This window comes from Lacrimispora sp. YZC11, from assembly GCF_057543815.1.
Genome location: NZ_BAAJYQ010000002.1, coordinates 384771 through 401980, shown reverse-complemented (window position 1 = coordinate 401980; position 17210 = coordinate 384771). Strand labels below are relative to the sequence as shown.

General features: G+C 44.7%; 18 protein-coding genes. 2 read left to right on the top strand and 16 right to left on the bottom strand.

Translation table 11 applies throughout. From position 1 onward, the window contains the following. Positions 1 to 20 precede the first annotated feature (20 nt). The 16 genes from AC27IJ_RS01830 to AC27IJ_RS01755 all read right to left on the bottom strand — a co-directional run bounded on the left by AC27IJ_RS01830 (position 21) and on the right by AC27IJ_RS01755 (position 15342). Positions 21 to 1403 carry a lectin like domain-containing protein gene (locus AC27IJ_RS01830; RefSeq protein ID WP_312446083.1) on the bottom strand — a complete coding sequence of 461 codons (1383 nt, stop codon included), beginning with the start codon at positions 1401 to 1403 and terminating at the stop codon, positions 21 to 23. Continuing rightward, entirely contained in the window at positions 1393 to 2562 is a 1170-nt protein-coding gene (locus AC27IJ_RS01825; protein ID WP_330695056.1) for a THUMP domain-containing class I SAM-dependent RNA methyltransferase, read from the bottom strand. The genes AC27IJ_RS01830 and AC27IJ_RS01825 overlap by 11 nt, the downstream gene beginning before the upstream one ends. Before the next feature lies 1 nt (position 2563). Further along, the gene (gene yfcE, locus AC27IJ_RS01820) at positions 2564 to 3112 is read right to left on the bottom strand and encodes a phosphodiesterase (protein ID WP_312446082.1); all 549 of its coding nucleotides are present in this window, start codon (positions 3110 to 3112) and stop codon (positions 2564 to 2566) included. 72 nt (positions 3113 to 3184) lie between these two features. After that, positions 3185 to 3493 carry a rhodanese-like domain-containing protein gene (locus tag AC27IJ_RS01815; RefSeq protein ID WP_312446081.1) on the bottom strand — a complete coding sequence of 103 codons (309 nt, stop codon included), beginning with the start codon at positions 3491 to 3493 and terminating at the stop codon, positions 3185 to 3187. A 157-nt stretch (positions 3494 to 3650) separates the two neighbouring features. Further along, positions 3651 to 3893, bottom strand: a complete 243-nt coding sequence (locus AC27IJ_RS01810; RefSeq protein ID WP_312446080.1) for a hypothetical protein — start codon at positions 3891 to 3893, stop codon at positions 3651 to 3653. A gap of 344 nt (positions 3894 to 4237) precedes the next feature. Then, complete coding sequence (locus tag AC27IJ_RS01805; RefSeq protein ID WP_331663214.1) at positions 4238 to 4969, bottom strand: C40 family peptidase; 732 nt, start codon at positions 4967 to 4969, stop codon at positions 4238 to 4240. A 133-nt stretch (positions 4970 to 5102) separates the two neighbouring features. Next, complete coding sequence (locus tag AC27IJ_RS01800) at positions 5103 to 5795, bottom strand: C40 family peptidase (protein WP_312446079.1); 693 nt, start codon at positions 5793 to 5795, stop codon at positions 5103 to 5105. A gap of 195 nt (positions 5796 to 5990) precedes the next feature. Further along, positions 5991 to 6464 (bottom strand): DUF1700 domain-containing protein, encoded by a 474-nt coding sequence (locus AC27IJ_RS01795; RefSeq protein WP_312446077.1) that lies wholly within the window; start codon positions 6462 to 6464, stop codon positions 5991 to 5993. A gap of 206 nt (positions 6465 to 6670) precedes the next feature. After that, positions 6671 to 8608: a fructose-1,6-bisphosphatase gene (locus tag AC27IJ_RS01790; protein WP_487147289.1), complete on the bottom strand. Its 1938-nt coding sequence runs from the start codon at positions 8606 to 8608 to the stop codon at positions 6671 to 6673. A 309-nt stretch (positions 8609 to 8917) separates the two neighbouring features. Then, positions 8918 to 9979, bottom strand: a complete 1062-nt coding sequence (locus AC27IJ_RS01785) for a BMP family protein (RefSeq protein WP_487147288.1) — start codon at positions 9977 to 9979, stop codon at positions 8918 to 8920. Between the two features lie 65 nt (positions 9980 to 10044). Beyond that, positions 10045 to 10986, bottom strand: a complete 942-nt coding sequence (locus AC27IJ_RS01780; protein WP_312446073.1) for an ABC transporter permease — start codon at positions 10984 to 10986, stop codon at positions 10045 to 10047. Then, positions 10986 to 12047 carry an ABC transporter permease gene (locus AC27IJ_RS01775; protein ID WP_313256663.1) on the bottom strand — a complete coding sequence of 354 codons (1062 nt, stop codon included), beginning with the start codon at positions 12045 to 12047 and terminating at the stop codon, positions 10986 to 10988. The genes AC27IJ_RS01780 and AC27IJ_RS01775 overlap by 1 nt, the downstream gene beginning before the upstream one ends. 3 nt (positions 12048 to 12050) lie before the next feature. Then, complete coding sequence (locus AC27IJ_RS01770) at positions 12051 to 13565, bottom strand: ABC transporter ATP-binding protein (protein ID WP_313256662.1); 1515 nt, start codon at positions 13563 to 13565, stop codon at positions 12051 to 12053. A 9-nt stretch (positions 13566 to 13574) separates the two neighbouring features. Continuing rightward, a complete protein-coding gene (locus tag AC27IJ_RS01765; protein WP_312446069.1) occupies positions 13575 to 14195 on the bottom strand; it encodes a TetR/AcrR family transcriptional regulator in 621 nt (206 codons plus the stop codon). Positions 14196 to 14552: 357 nt separating this feature from the next. Continuing rightward, a complete protein-coding gene (locus tag AC27IJ_RS01760) occupies positions 14553 to 14723 on the bottom strand; it encodes a hypothetical protein (RefSeq protein ID WP_312446068.1) in 171 nt (56 codons plus the stop codon). A gap of 73 nt (positions 14724 to 14796) precedes the next feature. Continuing rightward, complete coding sequence (locus tag AC27IJ_RS01755; RefSeq protein ID WP_312446066.1) at positions 14797 to 15342, bottom strand: GNAT family N-acetyltransferase; 546 nt, start codon at positions 15340 to 15342, stop codon at positions 14797 to 14799. A 578-nt stretch (positions 15343 to 15920) separates the two neighbouring features. Here AC27IJ_RS01755 and AC27IJ_RS01750 point away from each other — a divergent pair. Both AC27IJ_RS01750 and AC27IJ_RS01745 read left to right on the top strand, forming a co-directional pair. Beyond that, positions 15921 to 16478, top strand: coding sequence for an SOS response-associated peptidase (locus AC27IJ_RS01750; RefSeq protein ID WP_312504224.1), 558 nt, complete (start codon positions 15921 to 15923; stop codon positions 16476 to 16478). Between the two features lie 119 nt (positions 16479 to 16597). Next, complete coding sequence (locus AC27IJ_RS01745; protein ID WP_312446063.1) at positions 16598 to 17155, top strand: hypothetical protein; 558 nt, start codon at positions 16598 to 16600, stop codon at positions 17153 to 17155. The last annotated feature ends 55 nt before the right edge of the window (positions 17156 to 17210 follow it).

Genomic DNA, 17210 nt, shown 5'->3' with positions numbered 1-17210 from the left:
CCGTCCTCCATAAAACATTTTCACCGGTCTGTTGTATAAGCCTTTAAGCACAGGTTGCAGTTCTTTTCTTCGGCCCGTTCCCATGTCATGCCATCGGCACTGATATAACCTTCTCCATCTGAGATATTGACAAAGGTACGTCCATCTCCCGCATCATATTCAATGGCAGCAGGATGGACTGCATCCGGCGTGGTAATCTTTACGATTACTGCAAAGCGCTCCCCCGGGGAAAGCTCTAAGTCTTCCTGCCATGCTCCCTTAAGAGGCACCGTATAATATCCCCCATAGTCAAGGCTTCCCTTAGAAAGAAGAACTTTCCGGTCAAAATCCCGGCCTTCCAATATATTGGATTCTTTCCCCGCATGACGCACGACGTAAACCTCATAGGAGGTGCTGGGACCTGTGGCATAGAAACCTGCCGCTTCAAGGCGTTGGGAGGTTCCGGCCTCGTATACATTGGAAAACCACACAGTATCTTCCCCATATCCCAGCTGGCCGACCCAGCCCCGGAGATCCGACTGATAAATATGGTCATAATTATCAGTATCTTCCACAACCGAATAAACAACGTTATTTATTCCAATATTGGAATCATAATAGGATATATAAAAATATCCCTGGTCTCCGAATCCATCTCCCCAGCTATTCATACAGATAAATGCCCCATCTCCCTGAACTTCCCCTTGAAAGTTCTCCTTCGGATAAGCATCATCCCAGCCAATGATCACGGAATCATGGTTAGGGGGCTCCGGACCTGCGTAGCAATAGGCGAAGGCTTCCTCATTATAGGAATCCGACCGGCTTTCCTCAGCCACCAGAGAGGTGTAAAGGGAGCTTTGAACCCCGCCATACGTAAGAACAGCCTGCTTGATCTTCTCATAATCTTTGTCCGGAAGAATCCGGATTTCCTGGACATGCTTTTCCGCTTTTAAGCCATCGGGCGAAATGCCGTCGCCGTATGGGTCATCTGATTCCAGTACCGGCCCTCTCCATGACAACAGATATGCCATGGACATGGTATATTCCCCGCCTTCTTCCTGGGGGATGCAAAAGCCATTGTTTAAAGACATATGATCTTCTGAAAAATCATAGTTTTCACCTGGCAGCAGTGCTGCTTCCAATGCCTGCAGCGATGCAAAGGCCCAGCAGGTTCCAATAGAACCCTGGTTTTTCACAGAAGGAACCCGGCCTTCCTTTCTCCCATCATAGAAGGCCGGGAGCTGTGTGTTTAAAATTTCCGTTTTCGATGATGACATCCGGCTGTTTGCCTGCACACTTCCTGATTCTATTAAGTAATCCTGGCCTGCTTTATTTGCAGGAACAAGCTCCGGACTTAGAATCCTGAATCCTGCCGAAAAACAGATGATCATCAGAAGGAGGAAAAACCATTTTTTATTCTTCAACCGAATCTCCCACTTTTCTTCTTGGGGGCTTTGGCCCCATAAACTGATAGAAATAGGTTTTCATCATACCATTATAAATCTTCCGGTTTTTATCCGCTTTTCTGCCGATGTATTTCTCAGCTTCCTCATAGGCAGTGATCATGTATAAAGACCAGGCATCAAGAGTCTTATACCGTTCTCCAATCTGCCGGTACAGCTCAGGTAAATTCTTCTTTTCATCAATTCGTTCCCCGTAAGGCGGATTCGTAATAATAAAACCGTATTTTTTTGGATGGCTTAAGGCAGCCAGGGGTCTTTGCTGAAAGTGGATCATATGGTCCACTCCCGCTGACTCCGCATTGGATCTGGCGGCCTTTACAATCTCACCGTCAATGTCATAGCCCTGTATGTCCACTTTGGCATTGGAATCCAAAAGATCGCTTGCCTCATCCATTGTCTCATACCAGCACTTTCTTGGAATTAAGTTTTTCCAGTCTTCGGCAAGGAAGGAACGATTCATGCCGGGTGCCATATTGGCCGCCATCATAGCCGCTTCAATCACAAAAGTCCCGCTCCCGCAGAAAGGATCTACCAGGATCCGGTCTTTATTCCATGGAGTCAGCATAATAAGGGCAGCAGCAAGGGTTTCCGTGATCGGAGCCTTGCTGGTTAATGTACGGTATCCTCTCTTATGGAGGGAATCTCCCGTGGTATCGATGCCAACGGTCACCTCATCCTTATGGAGGAATACCCGCAGAGGATAGCTGCTTCCGCTCTCTGGAAACCACTCCACGCCATAAGCCCCTTTTAACCGTTCCACCATGGCTTTCTTCATGATGGACTGGATGTCTGAGGGGCTGAATAATTTACTTTTAATAGAGGAAGCCTTAGCGACCCAGAACTTACCATCCTGAGGAATAAAATCCTCCCAGCAAATTGCCCTGGTTCCCTGAAAAAGCTCTTCAAAGGATTCCGCATGAAAGCTTCCTACCTTTAGCAAAACTCTTTCTGCAGTACGCAGAAATACATTGGCACGGCAGATGGCCTCATCATCTCCAATAAAAATGACCCTTCCGTCCTCTACTGATGCAATGTCATAACCCAGATCTGTGATCTCTCTTTTTAAAACCGCTTCCATGCCAAAATGACAGGGTGCGATCAGCTCAAATGTTTTTTTCACTTTATTCTCCTAAGTTCATCTCTTTTATTACATTTCCGTCAAAATCCATGACTCGGAACACCTTATCCTCCAGCATTCCGTAAGTAGGAGGATTGCCGCCCTTTGGAATGGACACGGAACCTGGATTCAATATGGTAATGTCACCAAAACGCTCTGCGGTCAGGATATGAGTGTGCCCATGAAGCAGGATATCTCCTTTTTGTACCGGAGGCAGGTTTTCCTTATTGTAAATGTGCCCATGGGTAGCATAGATTGTCAGGCCGGGAGCAGCAAGCAGGGCATAGTCCCCAAGAATCGGAAATTCCAGTACCATCTGATCCACTTCTGTGTCACAGTTTCCCCGAACGCTATAGATCTGGTCCTTATAGGCATTTAACATGGAAATCACCTCTTTGGGGGCATATTCCCTTGGAAGGTCATTTCGGGGGCCATGGTAAAGAATGTCTCCTAACAGGATCAGCCTGCCTGCTCCGGAAGATTTATATACATCTAACAGCTTCCTGCAAAAATAGGCAGAACCATGAATGTCGGAAGCAATCATATACTTCATAAGTTGTTTTCTCCTTTTGTATTTAATAGATATATTTTAAGGCTAGCGGGGTATTTCTGTCAATGAATTTACCTATCCGCGAACCATATATTTTCCTTTGTAATATGCGATTCCATTGGCTATATTGACTACATTATATCCAGACTGCTCCAAATTCCTGCAGACCATCATGCTTTGTCCGCCCCGGGAACAGTAAAATAACAAAAGTTTATCCTTTGGCAAGCTACTCACCCAACGATCCATATCTTCATATGGCAGATTTACCGCTCCCTGAATATGGGACTGCCTGTAGGACGATTGACTGCGAAGATCTATGATCATAATATCACTGCTATAATTGATATAATGATCGACTTCCCAAATCGGTATGGTCCTGAACATACTATCACCTGTCCTTTCTAGTAATAATATATTCCATATTTTCAGGTTTGCCAAAATCACATAGAAGAAGGAAGATTTCAACAAAAAAACGCGGGAAAGGACCTCTTTGTCACTTTCCCACGCCTTTTCTCAAGAACAATTGGATCAGCTTTCGTTGTTAGTTGAATCTGTTGCGGTTGTTGTCTTTGCTGGAATCACGGCTGCTGTCTTTGCTGGAATCACGGCTGCTGTCCCTGCTGGAATCGCGGCTGCTGTCCTTGCTGGAGTTACGGCTGCTGTCCTTGCTGGAGTTACGGCTATTGTTCTGATTGTTGTTCTGATTGTTGTTCTGATTGTTGTTCTGATTGTTGTTCTGGGAGTTTCTGGAATTTTCCATATCATTGTAGTTATTCTTGGACATAATAAATACCTCCTGTCGGCGTTTTACGTTACAAAGTTAGTATGGCGTGATTCCGAAATTTTATACAATTGTTTTTTTATTTTAAAATTAAAGCATAAATGGTATATTATTCGAAAACGCGGCTGTATTTTGTAAAAATACTTTGCATTTTTATCACAGCTATATTATAATCAAAATGAGGGGTTTTTCCCCTCATCCTTATTAATTATTTATACTCCCCTCAGAAGCAGCCGAGATAGCTCCCCTATTCCGGCTGCTTCTCTTTTTTTAATATCTAAAGACCCCCGGCATAAAATGCCGAGGGTCTTATATCCCTTTCGAAAATCCGGTAATCCGCTATTTTATTAATCGCCAAGAACATTAACGATTTTTACAGGTGCCCGATAATTCCACGGTGAAGTCTTAATACCTGTACTATAAGTTGATGAATGTACTACTTGTCCATTGCCGATAAACATGGCAACATGGTTTATGGATGATCCGCTTCCATAAAAAATCAAATCGCCTGGGCGCATCTGATCTGCGCTGACTGCTTTTCCCTGGGAAGCCTGTCCACCTGAGGAACGGTTTAAGGTAAGGCCTGCTGCATGCTGCATCACATATCTGGTGAATCCAGAGCAGTCTACTCCGGTGCGTGGATCGCTGCCGCCATATGCATAACGTCCGCCTACAAACTGAAGTGCGTAATTAACAATGCTCTGTCTGAAATTAACAACCGCCTCTGCCTGAACCTTTACATCCAATGCAGCCAATGTTTCCTCATCAGTTGAGGATACGGTTGCATTGCCCTCTACCGGCATAAAGCCATATGTATCATTGATCTTAACCTTCATGCATCCGTCGCCCATATCCTGTACAACTTCAAAGGAAGATCCTTTGGAAGCGGTCATAAGCGCTTCCTGACCAGCTTCATCCTTGCTGATCGTTACATTATCTGCTTCAACGGTCACCATATAATTCCCATAACTGAGTCCTGGACCGGAAATTTCATCTGCTCTTACATCTGAAGGAACTGCTATTACCATTGCTCCGCAAAAAGCCATAAGGCCTAACGTTTTCCATGCATTATTTATCATCGGGAAATCTGCTCCTATTTTTTACTTTTTGATTTTCAAATGTTACGTAAGTATTAAATTCATTACGGTTATTATACAATTACTTTATCTTTTCGTCAAGTATTATTTAAAAATGCACGAATTTCAAAATATTTTAGTTTAAAACCCTGACAAATTTCACAGGTTTGCGATACATGACGTTTGTTACGATAATTCCGGTCTTTTCTGTGGAAGCATGGACTACCCGGCCGTCTCCCATGTATAATGCAACATGGTTAATGGAACCATTTTTTCCATAAAATACCAAATCTCCTGCGCGGGCTTCCTCGAAGCTGACACTGCGCCCTTCCCTTGACTGAGACTTAGAGCTATGGCTTAAATTTACGCCAGCCGCATTCCTTAACACATAACTGGTAAACCCGGAACAGTCTACTCCTGTTTTAGGATTGACTCCTCCGTAGACATAGCGTCCGCCCACAAACTGAAGCGCATAATCTACGATTTTCTGGCGCTGCAGAACAGACTTGTCCACCTTTTCCTGAGTTTTCTCAATCAGGGTTGCAGCACTGCTTTGTATGTAACCTTCTCCTTCAGGAGTCTTTATTTTAAGCCAACCATCCTTGGGGGATTCAACCACTTCATAAGTCTGGCCTTCCCCAGCCAGGGAAAGAGCCGTTCCCAACCTATCAGCGTCTTCTCTGACAGACACAGGCATATCCATCTTCGCATAAAGTGTTGTGCTGGTTTCTACAGCAATTTCCGCTGCTTTCGCCTCTACCTGGGGAACCCCGCTTAAACTTGTTAAAAGTCCTAAAAGCCCCATCGCCTTCCACATTTTATTCTTCATATTAAATCTCCTGTTTTTACGTTTTTCTGTCGTTCCCGCAAAACTTCGTTAAAATGTTACATAATTGTTACATTTCGAATTATATACTTATTCCCTGATTTTGTCAAGCAAAAACGGCAGTCATGGCGCTTTATGCGTCATAACTGCCGTCACACTTTCGTAATATTTATTTGAATATATTAAATATATTTAACTTTATCGTCTCGTTCCTCTTACAAACCAGACAATGAGAAATACCAAAAGCAAGGGGCCCATAATAGGCATCAGAAGGCTGAAAATCCCTGTAACAATGCTGGCAATCAGAAAGAAAAATAAAATAAGCACCACAACTCCCAAAAGCTTCCAGTACCATTTGCTCAAGTCAATGTAATGCATACGACGTCCGAAATTACCCGGATCCTCATACACATCCCGGTCCGCGCCGGAGTAGGATTCATAGTAAGTTCTTCCGGATCCGCTGCTCTTTGCATTCTCGGCCGCCTCAAGAATTGTCCTGGCAATCAGCCTGGGATCGCCGATGGAAGCTATCACCGCCTCTTCCGTAGAACCATTTCTCACTTCCGTGCTGATATATTCTTCATAGTACCTGATATTTTCTTCGATCACGCTTCCAGAAACATCACCTGATAAAGCCTCCCTTAAGCGCTGTAAAAACTCCTGTCTGCTCATCTGAGCCTCCTTCAATTAAGTAAATAGCTTTGATTATTGTATCATCCGACAGGGATTTCGTAAAGAAACCTTCTCTGAAATAATTCTTAAAATTTCATAATATAGCTTATCAGAAATCGTTTTTCAGATTTCTGATAAAAGACAGTGCTTTTTACTGCCGTCCTTCCGATTATGAAAACTATTTTTTGTTTTCATAATACAACAGACTACTCTACCTTCTCCTTAATTACGCCATCCCGGTATGCCTCCACCAGTTCCTTTAAATCTGCAATCCGCTCGGCCAGCTCAGCGCCCTTATCCGTATCCGCCACCATGACCCGGTTCTTCATGTTCTCGACAACCGAAACCTTTGGTGTGCTTTCTTTATTAGGATCAAAAGGCTTGTGCTCCGCGAGAGCCAGATGATTGGAGTTATAAATCAGCGTATAGCCTGCGATCCCTGTCTTGGTCTGGTAAGCCTTTGACAGCCCTCCATCTATGAGAAACAGCTTGCCTCCCGCCTTTACCGGAGATTCCCCTTCCTTTATTTTCACCGGAACGTGGCCGTTGATGATGTGGGAACCTTTTTTGGGAAGGCCGAATTCTTCCAATATCTTATCACAGTATTCTTCCTTCATGCTAAGCCTGTAATAAGGGTTCATAGGCTCCTTGAGAGTAGAAGAATCTCCGATAAAATAATGTTCAAAGGTCGTCATCTTCCCCTTGCCGTAAACCGGGGATTTGGCTCCGCACCATAAATACCACATGAAATCCCTGGCATCCTCACTTTCCGCGGAACCCTCGGGCATAAAATATGCATTTTGAACCTTCCGGTCCACATAATCCATTAACGCCTTTCCTGAATAAGCATGGTGATCCACCACGATCTCTTCAAAGGAGCCGTCCTCCCTCATGGGAATACAGCCATGGTACAGGAGGTTTGAATTGTAGCATTTATACATGCTTCCATGAGAATACAGAAAACGAATATGCTTATGAAGAAGCTCGTTATGCATGAAGGAAAGCTGAAGGGTGTGGAGAAGCTCTCTCTCCTCTTTGCTCAGCTTTAACGGTTCCTTGGGATCCACCGTTGGGAAAAACTTATCAAGCATAGGATATTCCTTGCCCTCCACGGTCACAACGCCCCGTTCAAAGTCAATGGCCTCAATCAGGATCCGGTCGCTCATCTCGTATTCCGGATGTCGTTTTATGATCTGTCCTTCTACCTTAAACTGAATGATTGCAATGGCCTTATGCATCTTAGCCGCCAGTCCCGGGTCCACCGCGTCATAGATGTTTTCATCAAGGATCTGGGGAATGAACTGATCGCAGGGATCCTCCCGGTAAACCCTGGCCGCAAACATGGATAAAGGACGCAGGTTTATGCCATATCCGTCCTCCAGCACATCAAAGCTGTTATAGCTTATGGCAATACGCAGTACGTTGCAGATACATGCCAGATTCCCGGTGGCTGCTCCCATCCAGGAAACGTCATGATTGCCCCACTGTATATCAACGTCATGAAATTGCAGCAGTTCATTCATAATGATATCCGCCCTTGGGCCACGGTCGAAAATATCCCCGATAATATGCAGGCTGTCAATGGTCAGATTCTGGATCAGCTCACATAAGGCTATGATAAACTTATCTCCGACCCGGATGTCAATGATGGACCTTATAATCTCATTATAGTATACACGTTTATTGTCATCATTATAATCCACATGAAGCAGCTCATCGATAATGTAGGCAAACTCCGGAGGCATTTTCTTCCTTACCTTGGATCTGGTATACTTTGATGAAACCACTTTACAAATCTGTACCAGCCGGTAAATGGTCACTCTCTGCCAGTCGCCGTCTGCCAGGCCCTTAAGCTCCAGCTGATTCATGATCCGCTCCGGATAGTAAATTAAGCTCCCTAACTCCACTTCTTCTTTCTCTGGTATGATGTGGCTGAAGGTTTCCGTGATTTTTTCACGGATAACGCCTGAGGCACTTTTTAATAAATGAACAAATGCCTCGTACTCGCCATGCAGGTCACTGAAAAAATATTCCGTTCCCTTTGGTAAGCCCTGAATGGCCGTAAGGTTGATGATCTCGCTGGAAGCAGCCTTAATCGTCGGATACTCCCTCGCCATCAGTTTTAAATACGCCAAACTTCTCATAATACCTCCCCTTCTCCCTGAAGCGATGCTGCACTTCTATAGAGCTATAGTAACATAAAAGATATCAATTTAAAACCCTTTTTAGCGTGGCATTCCCGGCAGCCACGTCCCAACATACTGAATCGGATTCATGATAATGAGAGTTAGCCAGCAAGTTTATAGCGGGCGTGGTGTCTCAATTATGAACTGCGTGAACCAATCAATCTTATCATAACAAAAAAAGAATAGGGGTTGATTTCCCTACTCTCATATAGCACGGTTCATTGATGCCGGCACCTGCATATAAGGCGCCGGTATCAATTTGGGGCATTACTGAATAAAGGTTCCGGACTTAATCTGGTCAACGGCTTCCTTATACTTCGTCTGGATATCATCCGGTACAAGATTAGAGAAGGTTCCGACGCTTAGACAACCATTGCTTAAATCTCCATAAATAGTCTTGCCGCCGAAAGAACCGGATACCACATCCTCCATGCAGGCTTTAAGCAAAGCCGCGTTGTCAGTGACTATGGAGCAGATGATAATCTTGTCGTCGGCAGAACCTAAATCTCCCGGCTGTCCGATACCGTATCTGCCTTCGGAAGCTGTCAGGGCTTCGCGGGCTCCCGTATCGACTGCAGATGCGTCACCAAACATTACATCAACATCATAGGTGGAGATCATAGAGGAAGCGATTTCCTTTCCTTTGGCCGTGTCACTGAAGGAGCCGGCGTAAGCAGAAGAAACCTTGATATCCGGATTTACCTTCTGAGCGGCCTTTTCGTAACATTCGAGCTTTGCTTTGGTTGTGTCAAGTTCCATGCCGCCGATGAAGCCGATGCTGCCTGTTTTGCTCATAAGGCCTGCCAGAGCGCCCGCCATATAACCGATCTGTTTTGCATCAGGAAGGATTGAGGTAATATTATCCGTTTCGACCGTTCCATTTAACAGAGCGAATTTAATATCCGGATATTCTGCTGCCACCTGCTTTACTGCATCGGTATACTGGTTGCCGGGAGCAAAGATAAGGTTATAGCCAAGTTCCGCATAATCAGTCATAACCGTGGCGAAATCTGCAGTTGCCACATTATCGGTATACACAGTCTCCCAACCACTTTCCTTGGAAGCGCCAACCATCGCCTGGTAACAGCTTGCGCCCCAGCCTCCGTCAGAAACAGAGGAGTCCAGAATCATGGCTACCTTAAAATCTTTCGCCTTTTCGGTTTCAGCCGGAGCGGCAGTTGTTCCGGCTGCTGATGTGCCGGCAGCGGTGGTACCTGCCGTAGTTGTCCCGGCAGAAGATGGAGCGGCGGAACTGCCGCATGCCGGCAAGCTCATGACCGCAAGGGCGGCTGCCAGAAGCAACGAAGCGGTTTTCATAGTCTTTTTCATAATTAAATCCTCCTTTTTACGTTTAAAGTAGTATATAACTTCAGGAAAAAATCCTGTAATTACCTTTATCGCTCTTCCCGGTAATAAGGCTGTCCGTTTGCTTTGGGACCGCTCTTTTTTATTCCGAAAAATGCCAGGACGAACAAGGTACATAGATAAGGAATCATCTGAAGGATCTGGTAGGGAGTGGAAGGGCTTATAAGCTGCAGGCGGATCTGCAGGGCGTCGCAGAATCCGAAGAGCAGGCATGCAGCCATAACTCCCGTAGGCATCCAACGGCCAAAAATAACGGCGGATAATGCTATGAAACCGCGTCCGGCGACGATTCCTTCCGAATAGGTGCTGGTATAGCAGATGGTTAAGTAAGCCCCCCCGATGCCTGCAAGGGCCCCGCAGATGATGCAGGCAATGTATTTTTGAAGGATTACATTGATACCCAGAGTCTCGGCTGCCTTTGGAAACTCTCCGACTGCCTTGTAATTCAGACCGGCTTTTGTCCGATTTAAGAAAACAGCAGTGGCTGGGACCAGAAGATAAGCAAAATATATCAGCGGAATATGGTTGAAAAAGACAGGTCCTGCAATTGGAATTTTGCTGAGCACCGGAATAGGCACGGCTTTCATGGATACTCCCTGGATCAGCGTGGAGGTATCTGAAAATGACAGACGGTAAATAAAGGAGGCCAGAGCCGGAGCAAGGATGTTGAGTGCCATGCCGTATACGATCTGGGGAGCACAGAGCTTAATGGTACAAAAGGCATAGATCATATTGATGGCTATTCCGGATAAAGCGCCGGCTGCGATTCCTGCCATAGGACTTCCGGTACGAAAGCCGATAAGAAAACCCACTAAGGCACCGAATGACATGATGCCATCCAGACCGATATTGACTAGGCCTGCCCGTTCGGAATAAGTCTCCGCCAGAGCCACAAATAAGATTGGAGTAGCCATACGAACAGTGGATAACAGCAGTTCCACAAGGAAATTCAAATTTAAAAAAGCTTCCATTAGTCGGTTCCCTCCTTTCTTACGAGTTGCCTGCTAAAATATTGTTTCATAGACGGCAATTTAAGGAGTGCGGTACCGGCGACAGCAAATATAATGACAAGTGCCTGAATGATGTCTACGATAGCGGTAGGCACCTGCATTCCGGTCTGCAGGGTGCTTGCTCCTTTTCTTAGGACAGCAAAGATAAATGCCACAATTGCCGATCCAATGGGATTTAACTGAGCAATGAGTGCAATTGCCACACCGTCAAAGCCGTACCCCTGGCCAAAGCCGCTCATAAGGCGGAGCTGCTTTCCGTGAAGCTCTACACTGCCGCCAAGGCCGGCCACTGCACCGGAGATGATAAAGGAAAAAAGGATATACCGGTTTACAGGAAAGCCGTTAAAAAATGCGGCGGTTGCATTCAGCCCCACTGCCCGCAGCTTAAAGCCTTTGGAGGTGTAAAAAAGGAAGTAATAGCCTGCGAAAGCCAGGAAAAGTGCAATTCCAATTCCCCAGTGTACGGGAAAGCCTTTGGAAATAACGGCAATTTTCGTGCTGTCTGGAATGGCGTAGGTCTGAGGGACACTACCATCCCGCAGCAGGGTGGTGTATACATAACCCATGAACAAAGTTGCCACATAATTCAGCATAATGCTGACGATCATCTCATTTAATCCCCGGGTGATTTTAAGAATTCCGGGAATCGCTCCCCATATGGCACCGCTTACCATACCGATAAGCAGGCTCACAAGAATACCCGGTATTCCCTCCATTCCGGATTTGGTGACAAAGAATATGCTGGCAACGGCACCTATAATAAACTGCCCCTCTCCTCCAAGATTAAAAACACCGCATTTATAGGAGAAGGCAGCGGTCAGACTTGTGAAGATCAGCGGACAGGCGATGACCAGTGTCTGAGCAACCTTTCTGCTGCTCCCGAAAGCACCGGAAAACAAGTAACCATATGCCTGGAATGGATTCTTCCCGAGGCATAGTATGATGACGCCGCCAATGACAAACGCGACCAGAATGGAAATGACCGGCACGATGATTTTAGCCAGGTTATCTTTTAGTTTCATGTCCTAGTTCCCCTTTCCGGCCATAGCCAGTGAGATTTCTTCGATGGGCGGGTTGTCTCCGGCATAAACCCCCATGACCCGGCCTTCAAACATAACAATGATCCGGTCGGAGAGATTTAAGATCTCGTCAAAGTCAGCACTGATTAAAAGGATGCCGCAGCCTTTGTCTCTGGCGGCAATCATGGTGTCGTGAACATATCTGGCTGCTCCGATATCCAGTCCTCTGGTGGGATGGACCGCCACCAGAAGTTCCGGATCATTTTCCATCTCTCTTGCCAGAATGATCTTTTGCTGGTTTCCGCCCGACAGATTGCGGACCTCCTGTTCAATGGAAGCGCAGCGGATGTCATTTTTTTTCTGCATGCCAAGAGCAAATGCTGTAATGGATTTTCTTTTTAACAGTGCGCCTCGGCCATAAGAGAAACGTTTTTCTTCTGTTGACTTTAATACTAAGTTTTCCCATACGGTCATATTGCCGATCAGCCCCATTTTGTTCCGGTCTTCCGGTACGTGGGAAACATGGGAAAGGATAAATCCGTTTGGAGCAAATTTTGAAATCCTGTCTGCTTTCAGCGTTACGGTGCCGGCATCCGGTGAGATGATTCCTGCAGCCAGCTGGGCCAGCTGGGATTGGCCGTTCCCATCTACGCCGGCAATGCCCAGAACTTCCCCCTTTTTTACGGTAAGGCTGACGTCATTTAAACCGCTGTGCTTGTGCAGTTTCTGGTAATCCACATGCTCTAAGTTCAATACCTCAGCTCCGGGGGCCGTGACCTTTTGGTAGTGGCTTGGAACCATTTCCCGCCCGATCATTAGATTAGCCAGCTGAATTCCGTCCGTCTTATCCTTGTCCAGAGTGGTAACTGTTTCTCCTGCCCTGAGTATGGTAACGCGGTCACTGATTGCAAGTACCTCACGCATTTTATGGGATATAAAGATAACAGATTTGTTTTCATCTGTCAGCTTTCGGATGATGGCAAAGAGTCCTTCCGCCTCAATGTCAGTGAGTGCGGCTGTAGGCTCGTCCAGGATGAGAAGTTCAGCTCCGCGGTATAGGGCCTTTAAAATTTCAACCCTTTGCTGGGCACCAACGGAAATTTCTGTAACAGGCTTGTCCAGCTCCACATCCAAACCATATTTTTGGGCAAGTTCAAGGATATCCTTTTTCAGCTGCTCCTTATTAATAAATATAGAAGAATCCTTTTTGCTGCCTAAAATAATATTTTCAAGAACAGTCATGGCTTCAACCAGCATAAAGTGCTGATGCACCATGCCAATTCCCAGCCGGACGGCAGCCTTGGGAGATTCGATCTTTACCTTCTCCCCGCGCAGATAGATTTCCCCGCCGGTAGGCTGGTATAAGCCGATGAGAATATTCATCAGGGTGCTTTTTCCGGCCCCGTTTTCGCCTAACAGGGTATGTACCTCTCCTTCCTGTACCGAGAGATTGATGTTGCGATTTGCATATACTTCACCAAAATGTTTTGTGATATGTTCCATTTTCAGCAATTCTTTCATGGAAACCTCCTATCCTTTGATTTCCTTTATCAGGATTTCCTTGCAGTATGCAAAATACAAATCCAGGTCAAATGCCTGCCTATCTGCCAGAAACTGAACCGCAGCCCCTTCCAGCAGGGAGACTGTAATGCCGGAAAGCAGATTCTGTTTTATGAGAGGCATCTCCGGCGCAAAACAGCTGATCATATCACGGATTTCCTGGCGCCAGCTTTCGTAAGAAAGGCAGAATTCCCGGTGCATGTCCGGTTCCAGACGTGACTGGTTCCAGAAATCCAGCTCTGCAACATCATACCTTTTTTCTTTACGAATGGTATATATCTTTTGGTTTATGAAAATGCCTAAGTGATCTTCAAGGGATAACTGGGAGTCGGCTTTTAGAAGGCTGATGGAATGCTGACGGATTTCACGGTAGCGGTTTAAGACTTTTTTCTGGACAGCAAGGAGAAGATCTTTTTTGCTGATAAAGTAGTATTGGATGTTGGACTGAACCATATCGGCTTTTTCTGCCACTAGTCTGATTCTGAGTCCACCTATGGTTTTTTCCTGAATGATATCAAGCGCTGCATCCAGTATCCGGTCTTCGGTAGAAGAACCCCGGCGTTTTTTTGATTCCTGATTATTTGTTTTCATAAGCATTCCCCCTTTTGGTCAGGTGATCAATTTCTTGCATTATACGGAAATGACTTTTGGGTGTCAACGATTAAAAGGAATAATTGCAAATGTTAAGTTATTGGTTAATATTATGAAATAAATCAATTCGAACTAAGCAAAATTCAAAAAAATAATAAGGAATAACTAAATTTTCTAAAGATAGATACAATAGAAAAAATACGGTTTAGGAGAAGTGAAAACAGAACCAGGGGGACTCACAATATCCAGCGGAAATGAAATCGTTTTATAGAACCATAAAAAAAGAGCTTATTCCGGATGCTCATTATGAGACTCCGGAACAAGCCCGAGATGATATTTTTCAAATACATCAATATTTTAATACCAAGAAACCTTCTCAATAGTAAGGGATCGCAGCCACACCAAAGAAACTCCTCTCCAGGCGGCTTCAATGAGCATCTGACGCATATCCCTGCTGTGAAACCGGCTTCCTATGTTTTCATGGCTCCACTTATGCATATCTTCCATGGAGTGTAATACTGTTTCCATTGGTCGGATGTCATACCCTGTTTTTCTATGAATATAGTCCCGGCTTCCGCCTAAAACAAAATGATTGTGCAAATCAGCCTTGGGAATCCTGCGAACGGAATAGTATCCAGTACCGCTTTATTCTTGTATCGTCCACACATATTTCCTTTTCAAATTCTCCGCCATTTGCAATAATTGTCTTTTCACTTGACACATTATCGTAATTGCAGGTAATCAGCACTTTTTCTAATCCATAGCTTTTACAATTTTCCAGGTTTTGCTTGAGCATTTCTGTTGCATAGCCCTGTTTTCTTTCAGATGGCCGGACAGAATACCCGATATGGCCGCCCCAAACACTTAAGACAGGATGATTGATGTGATGCCTGAAATCAATGATACCCACAATTTTATTGTCAGCCAGGCGGACAGCAAGGTACGTGTCGGAAGTGACCTTGTCTTTTGGACAGGTTTCTTCATGTTTAAGCATTTCAATGCCCTGAATCCATTCTTCTGCCGATGAGCACTCTCTTAAATTCCCGCAGCCAGCCATGCTGTCACCAGAATCGATAAAATCCTGGCGATACTTCATAATATCATCTGCATATTCCGCAGATGGTTTTATAAGCTTGATTTTATCCATAAACAAGACCTCCCTGATTTTTAATTTTATGAACCTTCATTATATTCGTTTACATAATGCAGTTTTCTATTAAGCAAAAAATCCCTGACAGGCCATATTTCCCGGGGATTTTCTTCATTTAACTCTATAGCTTCCAGCTTATGTCCGCATGGGTCAGCCGGTCATCATCGCTGGATTTACATACGATGCATTCTCACTCTTTGGTATACTAATTACATTGTGCTGCGGAATTCCTTCTGCATTCTATGTAGTCTTTCTATAATTATATAATACGAAAATCATGAAAGCAACCCTTTTAAGCCCGCTATCATTCCATTGTGGCCGATAAAACACTTCCGGAAATCCCAAACATTTTGGGGTCACTCCTTGATGCCGCATTTGGCAAATGATATAATCTCTTTATTACGGAGACAGGATGTAACGCTTGTGCAATCAGAATACCGTTATACGTTGACTCAATCTGTGTTTCCCATTGCACTCACTGTTATTGACGTTGTTATGATTGCATTAACTTATTCAGAATATAAGAGGATTAAATCCTTATTTACCGAAGTCGGTTGGAAAGGTGGTTAAACAACATGTGCGGCAGATATTACATTGAAATTGATGATTTTGAATTGCGTTCTATTATTGCTGAAGTAGAGAAAAAAACTGTGGTAAAAACCGGAGAGATATTTCCCACTAACCTTGCACCTGTCTTATCCTCAAATGGAATCATGACAGCAATGCGTTGGGGATTTCCTAAATATGACGGCAAAGGCGAGATAATTAACGCCCGAAGCGAAACTGCAGCGGAGAAAAATATGTTTCGGCGCCCGATGATGGAGGGACGCTGCCTGGTGCCCGCAAGCTGGTATTTTGAATGGGAACGCCGCGGTAAACAAAAGGTGAAGTATGCTCTGATGGCTCCGGAAAGAAGTCCGCTATGGATGGCAGGACTTTCAAAAACAGACTCACAAACCGGAGACTCCACTTTCGTTATTCTGACCCGTCCAGCCTGGTCCGGTATTTCATTTATTCATGACAGAATGCCGGTAATTCTCCCTCAAAAAAATCACGACGAATGGCTTAATGGACATAACCCAATAAGTACAATGAATCAAGCGGTTAGTGAGGTACAATATAAGGTTGTATAAGAGACCGGGCGGGTAATATTTCTTCCATAAGCGACATTTCCGGCTCAATCATAGTAATATTTAAAATTTACGCATATAATATAAAGATTATATAAAATCTCTAAGAGGCACAAATGCACATGAATGAATTTGGTACAATCACACAATTGGGACGAATACTGCAAGTTAATGATGCAATGGTTACAGAGGTTTTTACCCGCAGCAGAACTACCGGATATGTAAGCATTGCCACTATATCCGAGCCCTTAAGACTTAATGTAGACTTTTACACTGACATTCTGAATCCATTTGGTCAACATATGTGCTTATGTGACATCCAAGAAGGCATGCTGGCAGACGCTTTATTTTCTCCAATTATGGAAAGGCGCATTCCACCGCAAGCTAACGCTTATTTAATTGTTGCAAGGGAATACGATCAGCCACCATTGAGCTCTACTACGGCCCGGATCACAAATGTAGACATCGATAATTTTATTATCTATACTGACGATGCCGATAATCCAGGCAATCAAATAGAATTTAATATTGGCACTATGGCTACCATTCGTGATAAAAATGGCAACCCTGTTCCTTTCCGCTCACTTCGCCCTGATTTAATAGTAAACGTGACTCATTCCGATATTCAAACTGAGGTTATCCCGCATCGGGCTGATGCTTTCCATATTCAAACATTATAAATTTTACTTAATGGTGCCAGCAGGTCTCAGTCAGCCTGCTGGTTTTTTGATTTAT